Annotated in this window: 14 protein-coding genes; 6 read left to right on the top strand and 8 right to left on the bottom strand. The window is 70.5% G+C overall.

What is annotated here, in order from left to right; genetic code table 11:
- Nucleotides 1-9 precede the first annotated feature (9 nt).
- Nucleotides 10-2,082, bottom strand: coding sequence for a DNA gyrase/topoisomerase IV subunit B (locus tag BR85_RS05750; RefSeq protein ID WP_028495661.1), 2,073 nt, complete (start codon nt 2,080-2,082; stop codon nt 10-12).
- Between the two features lie 199 nt (nt 2,083-2,281).
- On the opposite strand from BR85_RS05750, the gene BR85_RS05745 reads away from it, so the two are divergent.
- The gene (locus tag BR85_RS05745; protein ID WP_028495660.1) at nt 2,282-2,497 is read left to right on the top strand and encodes a DUF7455 domain-containing protein; all 216 of its coding nucleotides are present in this window, start codon (nt 2,282-2,284) and stop codon (nt 2,495-2,497) included.
- A gap of 86 nt (nt 2,498-2,583) precedes the next feature.
- On the opposite strand, the gene BR85_RS05740 is transcribed toward BR85_RS05745, so the two are convergent.
- The 5 genes from BR85_RS05740 to BR85_RS05720 form a co-directional block, all read right to left on the bottom strand.
- A complete protein-coding gene (locus BR85_RS05740; RefSeq protein WP_028495659.1) occupies nt 2,584-3,597 on the bottom strand; it encodes a sugar-transfer associated ATP-grasp domain-containing protein in 1,014 nt (337 codons plus the stop codon).
- 27 nt (nt 3,598-3,624) lie between these two features.
- A complete protein-coding gene (locus BR85_RS05735) occupies nt 3,625-4,647 on the bottom strand; it encodes a sugar-transfer associated ATP-grasp domain-containing protein (RefSeq protein WP_028495658.1) in 1,023 nt (340 codons plus the stop codon).
- A gap of 1 nt (nt 4,648) precedes the next feature.
- Nucleotides 4,649-5,347 carry a coenzyme F420-0:L-glutamate ligase gene (locus BR85_RS05730; protein ID WP_028495657.1) on the bottom strand — a complete coding sequence of 233 codons (699 nt, stop codon included), beginning with the start codon at nt 5,345-5,347 and terminating at the stop codon, nt 4,649-4,651.
- Nucleotides 5,344-6,714 (bottom strand): RNA polymerase sigma factor, encoded by a 1,371-nt coding sequence (locus BR85_RS05725; RefSeq protein WP_028495656.1) that lies wholly within the window; start codon nt 6,712-6,714, stop codon nt 5,344-5,346. The genes BR85_RS05730 and BR85_RS05725 overlap by 4 nt, the downstream gene beginning before the upstream one ends.
- A 214-nt stretch (nt 6,715-6,928) precedes the next feature.
- Entirely contained in the window at nt 6,929-7,855 is a 927-nt protein-coding gene (locus BR85_RS05720; RefSeq protein WP_028495655.1) for a proteasome assembly chaperone family protein, read from the bottom strand.
- Nucleotides 7,856-7,937: 82 nt separating this feature from the next.
- Here BR85_RS05720 and BR85_RS05715 point away from each other — a divergent pair, with 82 nt between their 5' ends.
- The 3 genes from BR85_RS05715 (at nt 7,938) to sucB (ending at nt 12,623) form a co-directional block, all read left to right on the top strand.
- The gene (locus BR85_RS05715) at nt 7,938-9,404 is read left to right on the top strand and encodes a leucyl aminopeptidase (protein ID WP_028495654.1); all 1,467 of its coding nucleotides are present in this window, start codon (nt 7,938-7,940) and stop codon (nt 9,402-9,404) included.
- Complete coding sequence (lpdA, locus tag BR85_RS05710; protein ID WP_028495653.1) at nt 9,401-10,771, top strand: dihydrolipoyl dehydrogenase; 1,371 nt, start codon at nt 9,401-9,403, stop codon at nt 10,769-10,771. Before BR85_RS05715 ends, lpdA begins: the two co-directional genes overlap by 4 nt.
- Nucleotides 10,772-10,832: 61 nt before the next feature.
- Complete coding sequence (sucB, locus tag BR85_RS05705) at nt 10,833-12,623, top strand: 2-oxoglutarate dehydrogenase, E2 component, dihydrolipoamide succinyltransferase (protein ID WP_028495652.1); 1,791 nt, start codon at nt 10,833-10,835, stop codon at nt 12,621-12,623.
- An 18-nt stretch (nt 12,624-12,641) separates the two neighbouring features.
- Here the strand turns inward: sucB and BR85_RS05700 are convergent, their stop codons facing one another.
- On the bottom strand, nt 12,642-13,862 hold the full coding sequence (locus BR85_RS05700) for a hypothetical protein (RefSeq protein ID WP_036272283.1): 1,221 nt from the start codon (nt 13,860-13,862) through the stop codon (nt 12,642-12,644).
- 117 nt (nt 13,863-13,979) lie between these two features.
- Between BR85_RS05700 and BR85_RS05695 the strand changes: the two genes are divergently transcribed.
- Nucleotides 13,980-14,690 (top strand): DUF4191 family protein, encoded by a 711-nt coding sequence (locus BR85_RS05695; RefSeq protein WP_028495651.1) that lies wholly within the window; start codon nt 13,980-13,982, stop codon nt 14,688-14,690.
- Nucleotides 14,691-14,713: 23 nt separating this feature from the next.
- On the opposite strand, the gene BR85_RS05690 is transcribed toward BR85_RS05695, so the two are convergent.
- On the bottom strand, nt 14,714-15,115 hold the full coding sequence (locus BR85_RS05690) for an RDD family protein (RefSeq protein WP_028495650.1): 402 nt from the start codon (nt 15,113-15,115) through the stop codon (nt 14,714-14,716).
- Nucleotides 15,116-15,245: 130 nt separating this feature from the next.
- Here BR85_RS05690 and glnA point away from each other — a divergent pair, with 130 nt between their 5' ends.
- Nucleotides 15,246-16,670 (top strand): type I glutamate--ammonia ligase, encoded by a 1,425-nt coding sequence (gene glnA, locus BR85_RS05685; RefSeq protein ID WP_028495649.1) that lies wholly within the window; start codon nt 15,246-15,248, stop codon nt 16,668-16,670.
- The last annotated feature ends 62 nt before the right edge of the window (nt 16,671-16,732 follow it).

Here is a 16,732-nt window from a genome sequence, read left to right as displayed (position 1 = left end):
GTCCTCGCGTCAGGCGTCGATGGCCTCGCGGTTCAGGCGGTCGCTCGAGGAGACGATGAAGTCGCGGCGCGGGGCCACGTCGCTGCCCATCAGCAGCTCGAACACGTGCGCCGCGGCCTCGGCATCCTGGACGCGGACGCGGCGGAGGGTGCGCCCGGCGCGGTCCATCGTCGTCGTGGCCAGCTGATCGGCATCCATCTCGCCGAGGCCCTTGTAACGCTGCACGGGCTCCTGCCAGCGCTTGCCCGACTTCTGCAGCTTGGCCAGCAGCGTGTGCAGCTCCTGCTCGGAGTAGGTGTAGACCGTGTCGTTGGGCTTGGAGCCGGGGTTCACCACGATCACCCGGTGCAGCGGCGGAACCGCGGCATACACGTGCCCTTCCTCGATGAGCGGACGCATGTACCGGAAGAAGAGGGTCAGCAGCAGCGTGCGGATGTGGGCGCCGTCGACGTCGGCGTCGCTCATCAGGATGATCTTCCCGTACCGCGCCGCCGACAGGTCGAAGGAGCGGCCGGATCCGGCGCCGATCACCTGGATGATGGCCGCGCACTCCGCGTTGGAGAGCATGTCGCTCACCGACGCCTTCTGCACGTTGAGGATCTTGCCCCGGATGGGCAGCAGCGCCTGGTACTCGCTGTTGCGGGCGTGCTTGGCGGTGCCCAGCGCCGAGTCGCCCTCGACGATGAACAGCTCGGACTGGGCGACGTCGTTCGTACGGCAGTCGGCGAGCTTCGCCGGCAGCGAAGAGGACTCCAGGGCGTTCTTCCGCCGCTGGGTCTCCTTGTGCGTGCGCGCCGAGATGCGCGCCTTCATCTCCGCGACGACCTTGTCCAGGAGCAGCGCGGTCTGGGCCTTGTCGTCGCGCTTGGACGAGGTGAAACGTGCGGTGAGCTCGCGCTGGACGACGTTCGCGACGATGTTGCGGACGGCGGGCGTGCCGAGGATCTCCTTCGTCTGCCCCTCGAACTGCGGTTCGGGCAGGCGCACGGTCAGGACGCAGGTGAGACCGGCGAGGATGTCGTCCTTCTCGATCTTCTCGTTCGCGCCGACCTTGAGCTTGCGCGCGTTCTGATCGATCTGCCCGCGCACGACCTTCATGAGACCCTGCTCGAAGCCCTGCTGGTGGGTGCCGCCCTTCGGCGTGGAGATGATGTTGGCGAACGAGCGGCTCGTCGTCTCGTAGCCGGTCCCCCAGCGCAGGGCGATGTCGACCTGGCATTCGCGCTCGACGTCGGTGGGGACCATGGCCCCCGTCGGCTGCAGCACGGGCACGGTCTCGGTGAAGGTGCCCGAGCCCGTCAGACGCCACGTGTCGGTGAGGCCGGAGTCGGGGGCGAGGAAGTCGGCGAACTCCGAGATGCCGCCGTCGAAGCGGTAACTCGTCTCCACGCGCTCGGGGCCGCGCTCGTCGGCGATGACGATCTCCAGGCCCGGCACGAGGAACGCCGTCTGCCGTGCGCGCTGGACGAGCTCATCGAGGTGGAAGCTGGCATCCTTCGTGAAGATCTGCCGGTCGGCCCAATACCGGATGCGGGTGCCGGTGACGCCCTTGGCGACCTTGCCGACGACGCGCAGGTCGGACGACTTCTCGAACGGGGTGAACGGCGAGTCCGGCGCGTCACCGGCGAACAGGCCCGGCTCGCCGCGGTGGAACGACATGGCCCACGTCTTCCCGCCGCGGTCGACCTCGACGTCGAGACGCTCGGAGAGGGCGTTGACGACCGATGCGCCGACGCCGTGCAGCCCGCCGGAGGAGCCGTACGAGCCGCCGCCGAACTTGCCGCCGGCGTGCAGCTTCGTGAAGACGACCTCGACGCCGCTGAGACCGGTGCGCGGCTCGACGTCGACGGGGATGCCGCGGGCGCGGTCGCGGACCTCGACGCTCCCGTCGGCATGCAGGAGGATGTCGATGCGCGAGCCGTGGCCACCCAAGGCCTCGTCGACGGAGTTGTCGATGATCTCCCAGACGCAGTGCATGAGACCACGCGAATCCGTCGATCCGATGTACATGCCGGGGCGCTTGCGGACGGCCTCGAGCCCTTCGAGCACCTGGAGGTGATGGGCGGAATACTCGGCTGTCACAATCCTCTAGCGTATCCGGGGCCGGTCCCCCGGCCCCGCAGACACACGCGCCATCGGGCCGGTTCCCGCCCCGCGGCGCGACTCACGGTACGCGCACAGCGAAATGTGACCGGATCGCGGCATTCTCGAAACATCCGCGTGGTTGTATTTCATGACCGGACCGGATCTTGACGTCAACGAGGAGGCACCCAGAATGAGCATGTCGACCACCACAGAGTCCCCCGCCGTCCTCGAGTACCGCCTGAGCGCCGCCGACCGCTGCGACTCCTGCGGCGCACAGGCCTACATCGCCGCCGAGGTCAACGGCAGCGAACTCCTGTTCTGCGCGCACCACGGCCGCAAGTACGAGGAGAAGCTGCGCTCCATCGCCACGTCGTGGCACGACGAGACGGCCCGTCTGACCGAAGCGGTCTGACGCCCACCCACGATCACCGAAGCGCCGAGGCGGCCCAGCCCCTCGGCGCTTCGTCGTTCCCCCGGAACGGATGCCGGGGCCGCGGCTCAGAACCCGATCGCGGCGCGGTAGACGGGAAGGAGGCCCGTGCGGACGCCGGAGGCGGACGGCTTCGGCTGGAACACGCTGGAGTTGTGGTTGCCCTCGATGACGACGGGGCCGCTCGGGGTGATCGCGAGGTCCCAGCCGACGTACGGCGCTTCCGGGGTACGGCGGGCGAGCGCGAACGCGAGCTCCACCACCTGGTCGTACAGCGGGACCTGGAAGCCGACGATCGGCGTGTGCGTGACGGGATGCTCGGGGTAGACGTTGCTGTTCTTGTCGACGCCCGGGTACAGGGCGACGCCGTGCTCGTCGAGCATCGTGAACATGCCGCCGGAGGCGAAGTTGTCGATGACCGCGCCGTTTCCGATGCGCAGCACCGCCGCCAGCAGGTGCACGACGCCGGCCTTGTCGAGGAACGTGATGAGCCGGACGGTGTTGACGCTGTCCGGGTAGAGCGCCGACATGTCGGGATGCTGGACGATGAACTCGTCGATCATCGTCTGCCCCCTGCCGGTGACCTCGGCGCGGAATGCGGCCGGGTCGGTGCCCGGCCCGGTCTCATGCAGGTCGATGCCGCCGCCGCCGTGCCCGTCGTTCGGCTTCGCGAGGACCTTGGGGTGCCGGGCCAGGAAGGCCGCCAGCTCCGTGTCGTCGACATCGCGCAGGTCGATGGACTCCCGGCCCAGAAGATCGGCGTACTCGCGGGCGAAGCGCCGCTTGTCCTCGAGCTTCGCGCGCCCCTCCGGCGTGTTGTACATCCGCGTCACCCGGAACGACTTGGGGTGCGTCATCCAGGTGGCGCGCTCCTTCGCGTTCAGGAGCCGGATGTCCCACACGGCGTAGTCGCGGAACCCCATGTCGTACTTCACCGAGCACCACAGCATGTCCGCGATGATGACGGGCAGCGGGGCCTTGGAGACCTTCTGCGTCTGGCGGGCGAACTCGACGAGGTTCCCCGGCCGGATGTTGCGGGCCCGGTTGAGGAGATACCCGAGACGCACACGACCCTGACCCATGGATTCGACCCTAACCGTCGTTGGACGTCAGAACCGCATCGCAGCGCGGTAGCGCGGCAGCAGGCCCTGACGGATGCCGGAGACCGACGGCTTCGACTGGAAGACTCCGGTGTTGTGGTTGCCCTCGATGACGACGGGACGCTCCGGTGTGATCGCGATGTCCCAGCCGATGTACGGCAGCGCGGGCACCCGACGCGCCAGGCGGTCGACGAGCTCGAGGATCTCCGGATACAGCGGCACCTGATAGCCGGTGATCTCGACGCCCGTGATGGGGTGCGTCTCGAACGGCCGGCCCTCCTCGTCGCTCGCGGCGTGCAGCGCGCGCCCCGCCTCGTCGAGCATCGTGTACATGCCGCCGTTGCTGAAGTTGTCGATGACGCCGCCGTTGCCGACCTTCAGCACCGCGGCCAGCAGATGCACGTCGCCGTCCGGGTCGAGGTAGGTCACCATACGCAGCGAGTTGACGCTCCCGGGGTACAGCCGGGCCATCTCCGGGTGCTGCACGAGCACCTCTTCGACGAGCGTCTGGCCGGAGGCGAGGAGCTCGGCACGGAGTGCCGCGACGTCGTGGATGTCGGCGGCGGCGCGCATCGTGATGCCGTTGCCGCCCACGCCGCCCGGGTTCTTCGTGATGATGCGGTCGAAGCGGCGGACGAACTGCGCGAGCTGCTCGACGTCGGTCTTCGCCACATCGAGCCAGTCCCGGCCGAGCTCGTCGCCGAAGCGGGCCGCGAACTCCAGCTTGTCGTCGAAGATCGCGCGCTGCGTGTTGTCGTTGAGCTTGCGGGAGAGGTGGAACGACTTCGGGTCGGTCATGTAGGTGCGACGCTCACGGCCCCGGAGGATGCGGAAGTCCCACTCCGAGTAGTTCTCGAACGTCGTCTCGTAGCGGACGGCGCACCAGGCCATGTCGAGGGCGACCCACCACACCGGCGCCTTCGACAGCCTCGCCGACTGGCGCGCGAACTGCAGCACGCGCTCCCGGTCGAAGGAGACGATGCGGCGCACGAAGAAGCGCGCACGTCGATAGAGGCGGTTCACCGCTCCCATGTCAGGCCTTGCGGATGACGCCCAGAGGCGTGGACTGGTGTCCCTGCCCGAGCGGGTTGTCGCCGAGGATGCGGACGAGCCGCTGCTCCCCCGCCTTGTCCAGCGTCGAGCCGAGGATGTTGCCGCCGATGTCGTTGATGTCGACGACCGCGACCTCCAGGGCCGAGCCCAGCAGGGACTTCAGGCGCGCGGCGACCTCATCGGGCTTGTCCGGCCCGAGGACGACGGCCTGGTTGTACGGGGGGATGGTGCCGCTCGTCGGCCCGTCGATCGCGCGGGCCTTGTCGCCCGCGATGCGGTAGAAGTCGCCGCGCCGACCGCACAGCTTCGTGACGGCGCTGACGGCCGCGGCGAACAGGATGCGGGGCGTCCCGCACTCCCGGAGCGCCATCTCCATCGTCTCGGGCATGCCGAGGCCGATCCCGTAGGGCGTGCGCACCACGTACTTCGAGAGCAGGCGCGCGAGCGGGCGCGGGGTGATCTCATCCAGGCGGAACGATCGCCCCTGCGTGATCGCGACGATCTTCTCCGTCACGAACAGGATGTCGCCGGGCTGCACCGTCGGCGTCGCGTACTCCGCCACGAAGGCGTCGAGGTCGTCGCCGGGCATCACGACGCGCGTCCGGATCGGGATGCGCGCGTACGAGACGCCGTCCACGGCGACCTCGAGGGCCTTGCCCTCGTTGGCCGCCGCGGTCATTCGAGGTAGTCCCGCAGCGACTGCGAACGCGACGGGTGGCGCAGCTTCGCCATCGTCTTGGACTCGATCTGGCGGATCCGCTCGCGGGTCACGCCGAACGTGTCGCCGATCTGGTCGAGCGTCTTGGGCTGACCGTCGCCGAGACCGAAGCGCATGCGGATGACGCCCGCCTCGCGCTCGGAGAGGGAGTCCAGGAGCGACTCGAGCTGGCGCTGCAGCATCGTGAAGCCGACGGCGTCGGCCGGCACGACCGCTTCGGTGTCCTCGATGAGGTCGCCGAACTCGCTGTCGCCGTCCTCGCCGAGGGGCGTGTGCAGGGAGATGGGCTCGCGGCCGTACTTCTGGACCTCGACGACCTTCTCGGGCGTCATGTCCAGTTCGCGGGACAGCTCCTCCGGGGTGGGCTCGCGGCCCAGGTCCTGGAGCATCTGACGCTGCACGCGGGCGAGCTTGTTGATGACCTCGACCATGTGGACGGGGATGCGGATCGTGCGGGCCTGGTCGGCCATCGCGCGAGTGATCGCCTGGCGGATCCACCACGTGGCGTACGTGGAGAACTTGAAGCCCTTCGTGTAGTCGAACTTCTCGACCGCGCGGATGAGGCCCAGGTTGCCCTCCTGGATGAGATCCAGGAACTGCATGCCGCGGCCGGTGTAGCGCTTGGCGAGGGAGACCACGAGGCGCAGGTTGGCGCCGAGCAGGTGGCTCTTCGCGCGCTGGCCGTCGCGGGCGACCCACTGGAGGTCCAGGCCCAGCTGCTTGGACTTCTCGGCCGCCGTCATGTGCGACAGCTTCTCCTCCGCGAACAGGCCCGCCTCGATGCGCATCGCGAGCTCGACCTCTTCGGCCGCGTTCAGCAGGGGGACCTTGCCGATCTGCTTCAGATAGTCCTTGACGGGGTCGGCCGTCGCGCCGGTGATCTGCGTGGAGTAGACCGGGACGTCGTCCTCGTCGCTGGAGGAGATGACGATCGCGCCCGTGGGCAGCGGCTCGGAGAAGGCGGGCTTCACCGTCTCCTCGTCGTCCTCTTCCTCGTCCTCGTCGGCCGCCTTGACGGCGTCCTTCTTCGGGGCGGCGTCGTCCGCGTCGTCGGTGTCGTCGATCTCGACGTCGTCGAGGACGACGACGTCTTCGATCTCCTCGTCCTCCTCCGTGGCCTTCGCCTTGGAGGTGCGTGCCTTCGCCGGGGCGGCCTTGGCGGCAGCCGGCTTCTTCGCGGCGGGGGTCTTCGCGGCGGGAGTCTTCGCCGCGGTGGTCTTCGGGGCGGCCTTCGCCGGCGCCTTCTTGGCCGGCGCCTTCGCAGCCGGCGTCGTCGCCTCGGTGGTGTCCTCGGCGGGTGTGCGGGTGCTCTTCGTGCCTGACGTCACGTCTTGCCTTTCACCGACGGAGACCGCCGGGGTTTCGGACACTAGTAAGACCCTTGTCAAGTCCCCGGGCTGCGCCGTCAGGCGCCGCGCCGGTGTCGACAACGGGTCAGATGGTCCATTGTCTCACATGTCGCGTCGGATGCCGGTGCGGCCGTGCGCCGCGCGGCGGTTCCGCGTCATAGAGACGAACGCCCCCGCGGGCAGGGACATTCCGTCAGTGGCGCATCCGCTTGTCGTCGTCTCCGGGCGGCCGCGTAGCCAGGAACCGTTCGAGCTCGGCGGCGATCTCGTCGGCGCTGGGCAGGTCGCCCGCGTGGATGATCGGCTGCCCGAGGGTGGAGCCTGCCATGTAGGAGTCGTAGCGCTCCTCGAGGTTGTGCAGCATCGTCGTCAGCTCGGGGCTGCCCTCCACCTGATCGTCCACCTTCTCGAGGTAGACGCGGTTCTCCTCACGGAGGTCGTCGCTGGAGAAGACGAGTCCGGTCGCGACCGTGAGGCTGTCCAGCGCCGCGATCGCGGCCGCCGGGTAGTCGGTGTCGCCGAGGTAGTGCGGGACCAGCAGGACGAAACCCGCGACCTCGGCGCCGGCCTGGGCGAAGCGGTGCTCGAGCAGGTGCCCGATGGAGGCGGGGACCTGCGTCCGCGGCTGCCACACGGAGTGCGCGTGCGTGAGGTCCGTGCGGGTTCCGCTGACGGTGGTCCCGATCGGGCGGGTGTGCGGCACCGGCATCGGGATGGCGTGGACCCACGTGACGGTCGCGACCTGCAGTCCCTCCGCCAGGCCCACGACGGTCTCGGCGAACGCCTCCCATGCGAAGTCGGGCTCGTAGCCGGCGAGCAGCAGGAAGGGGCTGCCCGAGGCGTCGTGCGCGAGGGAGAGCTCCAGGCGCGCCGGGCGGTAGTCGGTGAGGTGATCGGTGTCGAAGGTGATCACGGGTCGGCGGGCGCGGTAGTCCAGCAGCACGTCGGCCGAGAACGCCACGACGGGGGTGGGGTCCAGTTCGTCGCGGAAGTAGTCGATGACGCGCGCGACGGCGCCCCCGGCATCCGTGAACCCCGTCAGCGTGATGACGAGCGGGAGCCCCGGCGGAACCGGCGGGGCGGACACGACGCGCTCGTAGAGAGGACCGGACAGAGGCATGAGACAACTGTACGAGCCGCCGTGGGCGGCGGTCGCGCGACCGTCCCGCTGACAGCGAACACGCGAACCTAGGATGGGACGCATGCCGTTTCCCGCGCTCTCGCACAGCACCGCCCCCCTGAACGAATCCGACGCGGAGGCGCTCGTCCTCGCCCTCCCCCCGCTCGACGCGGCGGAGCAGGCGCTGACCGCCTGGCCGGGACTGGCCGCCTCGCTGACGGCCATCGGCTTCACCGGCGCGGCCGGCGCGACGCACCGCGTCTACGCGCCGGAAGCCACCGCCAAGCCCCTCATCGTCGTCGGCACGGGTGCCGCCGGGGATGCCGCGGCGATCCGCGACGCGATCGGCGCCGCCGTCCGGGTCACGACCGGCTTCGCGACGCTCGCGGTTGCCGCCCCGGCCGCCCCGGCGCAGTGGCGGGCCGCCGCGGAGGGCGCGGTCCTCGGCGGCTATCGCTTCGCCGGCTACAAGAAGGATGCCGGGGCGTCGCGCGCGTCCGCCGTGACTGTGCACTCCCCCGCCACCGTCGGCGACGACGAGCTGGCCGCGGTCACCGCGACCGGCGAGGCCGTCGCCCTCGTGAAGGATCTCGTGAACATCCCCGCGGAGTGGCTCGGCCCGGCCGACTTCGCCGAGCGCGCCGTCGAGGCGACGGCGGGACTCCCCATCGACGTGCAGGTCTTCGACGAGGAGCGTCTCGCGGCGGAGGGCTTCGGCGGCATCCTCGGCGTCGGGCAGGGCTCGGACCGGCCGCCGCGCCTCGTGCGCGTGGAATACGCGCCGGAGGGCGCCGCGCGTCACGTGGCCCTCGTCGGCAAGGGCATCACGTTCGACACCGGCGGTCTGTCGCTCAAGCCCGCCGCCTCCATGGTCGGCATGAAGTACGACATGTGCGGCGCCGCGACGGCCCTCGCCGTCGTCCGCGCCGCCGCCGCGCTCGCACTGCCGGTGCGCGTCACCGGCTGGCTGTGCGTCGCCGACAACATGCCCTCGGGCCGGGCCATCCGCCCGGGCGACGTACTGACGACCCTCGGCGGCACGACCGTCGAAGTCCTCAACACCGACGCCGAGGGCCGGCTGGTCCTCGCCGACGGGCTCGTGGCGGCCAGCCGTGAGCACCCCGACGTGATCGTCGACGTCGCGACGCTCACCGGCGCCATCACGGTCGCGCTCGGCAACCGCGTGGTCGGCGTGATGGGCGAGGACGACGCGGTCGCGGAGTACCTCGCAGCCTCCGAGCGCGCCGGCGAGCTCGCCTGGCAGCTGCCGCTCCCGGCGCACATGGAGGACGAGCTGGACTCCCCCATCGCCGACCTGCAGAACGCGAAGATCGGCGACCCCGCGGGCGGCTCGCTCTTCGCCGGGCTGTTCCTGCGCCGTTTCGTCGGCCCGGTCTCGGACGAGCCCGACGCGCCGCGTATACCCTGGGTGCACCTGGACATCGCCGGCGCCGGCATGCACAAGGGCGGCGGCTACGGCGCCACCGACAAGGGTCCGACGGGCGCGACGGTCCGTTCCCTCATCGCGTTCCTGGAAGGGGCAGCATGACCGACCACACCGCCGACGTCGTCATCCTCGGCGGTGGCAGCGGCGGCTATGCCGCGGCCCTCCGCGCCGCCGAGCTCGGGAAATCCGTCATCCTCGTCGAGAAGGACAAGCTGGGCGGCACCTGCCTGCACCGCGGCTGCATCCCGACGAAAGCGCTCCTGCACGCCGCGGAGGTGGCCGATCACGTCCGCGACGCCGGCAACGTCGGGGTGACCGCGACGCTCGAGGGCATCGACATCTCCCGCGTGACGGCCTACCGCGAAGGGATCGTCGCGAAGAAGTTCAAGGGCCTCGAGGGGCTCGTCAAGGCGCGCGGCATCACCGTCGTCGCCGGCGAGGGCCGCCTGACCGCCGACCGCGCCGTCGCGGTGGGCGACGACGTCTACCGCGGCGCCGACGTCATCCTCGCCACCGGCTCGTACAGCCGCACGCTCCCCGGCCTCGAGATCGGCGGACGCGTGATCACGAGCGAGGGGGCGCTGGCGCTCGAGGAGATCCCGGCGCGGGTCGTGATCCTCGGCGGCGGCGTCATCGGCGTCGAGTTCGCGAGCGTCTGGCGCTCGTTCGGCGTCGAGGTCACGGTCGTCGAGGCGCTCGAGCACCTCGTGCCCAACGAGGACATCGCCCTCAGCAAGGCGCTCGAGCGGGCCTTCCGCAAGCGCGGCATCACCGCGAAGCTCGGCGTGCGGTTCTCCGGCGTGACGCCGACGGATGCCGGCGTGACGGTGACGCTGGAGGACGGCACCGCGATCGATGCGGACTATCTCCTCGTCGCCGTGGGCCGCGGGCCCGCGTCGGCGGGTCTCGGCTTCGAGGAGGCCGGCGTCACGATCGACCGCGGCTTCGTCACGGTCGACGAGCGGCTGCAGACGAACGTCCCGCACGTGTGGGCCGTGGGCGACATCGTCCCGGGACTGCAGCTCGCGCATCGCGGTTTCCAGCAGGGCATCTTCGCGGCCGAGAAGATCGCGGGCCTGAGCCCCGTGCCGGTTCCCGAGTCCACCATCCCCCGCGTCACCTACTCCAGCCCCGAGGTCGCCTCCGTCGGCCTCACCGAAGCGCAGGCGCGCGCACTGCACGGCGACGCCGTGGTCGCCTACGAGTACAACCTGGCCGGAAACGGCAAGAGCGAGATCCTCGGCACGGCGGGCATCGTCAAGGTCGTGCGGCAGGTCGAGGGCCCCGTCCTCGGCGTGCACATGGTGGGCGATCGTGTCGGCGAGCTCATCACCGAGGGACAGCTCGCGGTCGGCTGGGAAGCCCACCCGGAGGACCTCGCACCGCTCATCCATGCGCACCCCACGCAGAGCGAAGCGCTCGGCGAGGCGTTCCTCGCCCTGGCGGGCAAGCCCCTCCACGCGCTCTGACCACCCGGTCGGGCATCACTAAGCTAGAGACGACATCGACATTTCTGAAGGAGACAAGGTCATGAGCACATCCGTGGTCCTCCCCGCGCTCGGCGAGAGCGTCACCGAGGGTACGGTCACCCGCTGGCTCAAGAAGGTCGGTGACACCGTGCAGGCCGACGAAGGGCTGCTCGAGATCTCGACCGACAAGGTGGATACCGAAATCCCTTCGCCCATCAGCGGCGTCATCGAGGAGATCCTCGTCCAGGAGGACGAGACCGTCGAGGTCGGCGCCGTCCTGGCGAAGATCGGCGACGGCTCCGGCGCGTCCGCAGACGAGGCGCCCGCCGCCGAGGCCCCGGCCCAGGAGGCCCCGCCCGCCGCCGAGGCGCCCGCCGCGGAGCAGGCGGCACCCGCGGAGCAGGCGGCACCCGCCGAGCAGGCGCCCGCCGAGCAGGCGCCCGCCGAGCAGGCCGCGCCCGCCGCAGCCCCGTCCGGCGACGCCAAGGACGTCGTCCTCCCCGAACTGGGTGAGAGCGTGACCGAAGGCACCGTGACCCGCTGGCTCAAGCAGGTCGGCGACAGCGTCGAGACCGACGAACCGCTCCTGGAGATCTCCACCGACAAGGTCGACACCGAGATCCCGGCCCCGTTCGCCGGCGTCCTGCAGGAGATCGTCGTCGGCGAGGACGAGACCGTCGCCGTCGGCTCCGTGCTGGCCCGGATCGGCTCCGGCGCCCCCGCGGCTCCGGCCGCTCCCGCCCAGGAGGCCCCGGCGGCCCCCGCGCAGGAGGAGGCCCCGGCGGCCCCCGCGCAGGAGGCGCCCGCCGCCCCGGCTCCGGCCGCACCCGCTCCGGAGGCTCCCGCCCCCCCGGCTCGGGCCGCATCCGCCCCGCAGGCTCCGGCCGCCGCGGCACCTGCGGCAGCCGCCGCACCGGCACCCGCCGCGGATGAGGACGCGCTCACCTACGTGACCCCGCTCGTCCGCCGCCTCGCGCAGCAGCAGGGCGTCGACCTCGCGACCGTCACCGGCACGGGCGTCGGCGGACGCATCCGCAAGGAGGACGTCCTCAAGGCGGCCGAGGCCGCCAAGGCCCCCGCCGCAGCGCCCGCTGCACCTGCTGCCGCACCGGCCGCTCCCGCGCTCGAGGTCTCGCCGCTGCGCGGCACGACGCAGCCCATGTCGCGTCTGCGCAAGGTGCTCGCCGAGCGCGCGGTCGCCTCGATGCAGCAGACGGCGCAGCTGACGACGGTCATCGAGGTCGACGTCACCAAGCTGGCGTCCTACCGCGACCAGGTGAAGGGCGCGTTCCAGGAGAAGACCGGCGACAAGCTGTCGTTCCTGCCGTTCTTCGCCCTCGCGGCCGCCGAGGCGCTGCAGGCTTACCCGATCGTCAACGCGACGGTCGACGGCACCGACATCGTCTACCCCGCGAGCGAGAACCTCTCGATCGCGGTCGACACCGAGCGGGGCCTCCTCACGCCCGTGCTGCGTGACGCCGCGTCGAAGAACCTCGCACAGATCGCCCACGAGATCGCCGACCTCGCCGCGCGCACGCGCGACAACAAGCTGAAGCCCGACGAGCTCGCCGGCGGCACGTTCACGCTGACCAACACCGGTTCGCGCGGCGCGCTGTTCGACACGCCCGTCGTGTTCCTGCCGCAGTCGGCGATCCTCGGCACCGGCGTCGTCGTCAAGCGCCCCGGCGTCGTGACGGTGGACGGGAAGGACGCGATCTCGGTCCGCTCGTACGTCTTCCTCGCGCTGTCGTACGACCACCGGACGATCGACGGTGCCGACGCGGCCCGCTTCCTCGGCGCCGTCAAGGCCCGCCTGGAGGCCGCGCAGTTCGAGGCACAGCTCGGCATCTGATCCCGGGTCGAACCTGATTCACGGCTGGTCCGCGACGTCGTAGACGTCGCGGACCAGCCATTTCTCGTCGTCCCGGACGATCACCGCGATCTGCGGGGGAACCTCCCCGGTGCCGCTCTCCACGCGCAGCACGGACACCCCGCCGTACTCGTCGAGCAGCGTGATGCGCCGCTCCGACCGGAGATCGCTCGCGATCCCCGCAGGGATCGGTCGCCGCGGGTCCTCCCGCGGGTCGGCGTCACCGCACGGCGACGCGACGCACCGGGCGAGCTCGTCCAGGAGCTGCGACCGCTCCTCCTCGGGTGTCCCGGGCGGCGCGCTCGGAGAGACGGAGACCGACGGCGCGCTCGGCGACGGGTCCACCGGCGGCTCGGCGCCGCGGGGCGCATCGTCCGGCCACAGCAGACCCGCCATGACGATGACGCCGGCGAGCCCCGCCCCGAGGAGCCACGGCGCCCGCCGTCGGCGCGTGGCCGCGGCGCCCGGCTCCCGGGCCGCCGGGGCCTTCCGGGGCAGCGCCGCCCGGAGCCGGTCGGCCAACCCCGCATCCAGCCACCGGGCGACCAGCTCCACGACGCGCGGCGGCGGCTGCTCGGATGCCGGAGCCGCCCGCGCGACGTCTCGCGCGCGCACCGGGGTGAGGCGCGTGCCGAGCGCGGCAGGCTCTGCGAGGGCGAAGAGGGCGTCCTCGCAGGCAGCCGCATCCCGCGCCAGGTGACGTGGATCGGCGACCGCGTCGCGGCAGCGCTCCAGCACCTCCGCCACGTCCGTGTCCTGCTCCTGTCCGAGCAGCGCGAACAGTTCCCCGCTCGCCGGCCGCCACAGCGTCTCCCCGGTGAGGGCGAGCACGGGACGCCCGGCATCCGTCACCCACCACGCTCCACGGCTCGCGCCGAGATCGTCGGCCTCGACGGCGCCGCGCAGCAGGCTGACCGCCACCGTCACGACCTCGCCCCGCGACAGCGGTGCCCGGCGGACGACGGCTTCGCGGAGGCGCTCGGTGCACAGCGGGAGGACGACGGCGTGATCCGTGGGCGTCCGCGCGACTTCGAGCGGCCCGAGCACATGCCCGTCCGGATCGGCCCGCCAGGCGGGACCGTCGCGGAAGTCGTCGGCATCCACCCACACCCGGGGAGGGTCCCCGGCCACCACGACGCCGGGATACGGGTGCTCCCCCGGTACGACCGAGCGCAGCCGCGCGGGGGCGGCGAGGGCGTCGGCGGCCGCGGGTAGGGGCATCCGGTCAGTGTGCGCCGTGCAGCAGCCGTCCTCCGGACGCCCCGGGCATCTGTGGAGTGCCGTCGCGCCGGAGCGACTGTGAAGAACTCGGCGCCCGTCGAAGGTAGGCTGGGAGCCATGGCATCCCGCAGTTCCGCGCCCGAAAAGCGCCCCGGCTTCTTCGCCCAGATCCGCACCCTGATCACGTTCACGAAGGATGCCTACCCGTGGCTGCCGTGGCTGCTCATCGGCATCCTGGTCCTCGGGGTCGGTCTCGGCGTCCTCATCGGATTCCTGATCCCGCCCGCGGCGATCTGGAGCATCATCCTGTGGGGCATCTCCGGTCTGATGTTCGGCTTCCTGGCCGCCATGATCACGATGACCCGCCTGTCGACGCGCGCCATGTACAAGAAGATCGACGGGATGCCGGGAGCCACCGGCCACATCCTGTCCACCTCCCTCGGCCGCAAGTGGGTCGCCAGCGAGATGCCCGTCGGCATCAACCCCAAGACGCAGGATGCCGTCTACCGCGCCGTCGGACGAGGCGGCGTCGTCATCGTCGCCGAGGGCGCCCGCGGCCGTCTCACGCGGCTCGTGAACGACGAGCGCATGAAGGTGCAGCGCGTCGCCTCGGGGGTGCCCGTGCAGGTCTTCTACGTCGGCCACGGCGACGACGACATCCCCATCGGCAAGCTCGCCGGCGCCATCAAGTCGCTGCCGACGAAGGTCGATCGCGCCACGATGGCCGCGGTCATCAAGCGCATCGACTCGGTCTCGCAGTCGGTCACGTCGCTGCCGATCCCCAAGGGCATCGACCCGCTCCGCGCCCGCGCCCCGCGCCCGCGCTGATTCCCGCGGCGGGGCTCCGCCGGTCAGCTGCGGACGAGGATCGTCCCGACGGCCTTGTCGTGCAGGCCTCGCTGGTCGGGGTCCCAGATGACGGCCGGGATGACGAGGACGAGCAGCAGCGTCCGCACGACGGGGCGCCAGAGCCCCACCCATCCGCCGTCGAGCATCGTCAGGCGCATTCCCATGAGGCGGTGGCCGGGGCTTCCGGCGATCGTCGGGATGAAGACGATCTGCACCGCCGCGAACACGGCGAGCGTGGCCATCGGGTCGTAGGAGAAGAACGCCATCGAGATGATGACGGCGCAGGCCCAGTCGATCGCGATGGCCGCCAGACGCCGGCCGACGCGGGCCACGCTCTGCGGACCGGTCGTCGGTCGCCCGAGCCGCTCCCCCGGATAGCTGTTCCCGATCCTCAGGTCTGCCACCGCTCAAGCCTAACGGCGGCGACGTAACATCCCCGAAACACGGGGGATACTGCCGGGCAACTGGATCCGGTTAGGTTCGTTGTACGCCTGCTCTCGACAGGCCCGTTCCTCACCCGATCTTGGAGACTCCATGTTCAAAGATTCATCCGAGGTGCTGAAATTCATCAAGGACGAGGACGTCAAGTTCCTCGACATCCGTTTCACGGATCTCCCCGGTGTCCAGCAGCACTTCAACATCCCCGCTTCGACCGTCGATGAGGAATTCTTCACGGTCGGGCAGTTGTTCGACGGGTCCTCCATCCGGGGCTTCGCGAACATCCACGAATCGGACATGCAGCTCATCCCGGACGTGTCGACGGCGTACCTCGACCCGTTCCGCGAGGCGAAGACGCTGATCATGATCTTCGACATCTACAACCCCCGCAACGGGGAGATCTACGCGAAGGACCCGCGCCAGGTCGCCAAGAAGGCGGAGAAGTACCTGGCCTCCACCGGCATCGCCGACACCGCGTTCTTCGCCCCTGAGGCCGAGTTCTACATCTTCGACGACGTGCGCTACGAGGTGAAGCAGAACTCGAGCTTCTACTCGGTCGACTCCGAGGAAGGCGCCTGGAACACCGGTCGCGTCGAAGAGGGCGGCAACCTCGCCAACAAGACCCCCTTCAAGGGCGGCTACTTCCCCGTCTCGCCGGTCGACAAGACCGCCGACCTGCGCGACGACATCTCGCTGCACCTGATCGAGGCGGGCCTCGTCCTCGAGCGCGCCCACCACGAGGTCGGCACGGGCGGTCAGCAGGAGATCAACTACCGCTTCGACACGATGGTCCACTCCGCGGACGACATCCTCAAGTTCAAGTACATCGTCAAGAACGTCGCCGAGCAGTGGGGCAAGGTCGCGACCTTCATGCCCAAGCCGCTCTTCGGCGACAACGGCTCCGGCATGCACACGCACCAGTCGCTGTGGCTCGAGGGCAAGCCGCTGTTCTACGACGAGAAGGGCTACGGCGGGCTGTCCGACATCGCGCGCTGGTACATCGGCGGCCTGCTGGCGCACGCGCCCGCCGTCCTCGCCTTCACCAACCCGACGCTGAACTCCTACAAGCGCCTGGTCAAGGGCTACGAGGCCCCGGTCAACCTGGTCTACTCGGCCGGCAACCGCTCCGCGGCCATCCGCATCCCCATCACGGGCTCCAACCCGAAGGCCAAGCGCATCGAGTTCCGCGCGCCCGACGCCTCCGGCAACCCGTACCTGGCCTTCGCGGCGCAGATGATGGCGGGCCTGGACGGCATCAAGAACCGCATCGAGCCGCACGAGCCGGTCGACAAGGACCTCTACGAGCTGCCGCCCGAGGAGGCCAAGAACATCCCGCAGGTGCCGAACTCCCTGCTGGACTCGCTGGAGGCCCTCCGTGCCGACAACGAGTTCCTGCTGGCCGGCGGCGTCTTCACGCCCGAGCTGATCGAGACCTGGATCGAGTACAAGATCGAGAACGAGATCAAGCCGCTCGCGGCGCGTCCGCACCCGTTCGAGTACGAGCTGTACTTCGGCGTCTGACGCACACCACGGAAAGGCCCCGGCGGATCGCCGGGGCCTTTCTGCATGCCCGCGTATCCGGA

The sequence above is a fragment of the Microbacterium sp. UNCCL10 genome, assembly GCF_000746195.1.
Classification (GTDB): domain Bacteria; phylum Actinomycetota; class Actinomycetes; order Actinomycetales; family Microbacteriaceae; genus Microbacterium; species Microbacterium saccharophilum.
This window is presented reverse-complemented; position numbering and strand designations above follow the sequence as displayed.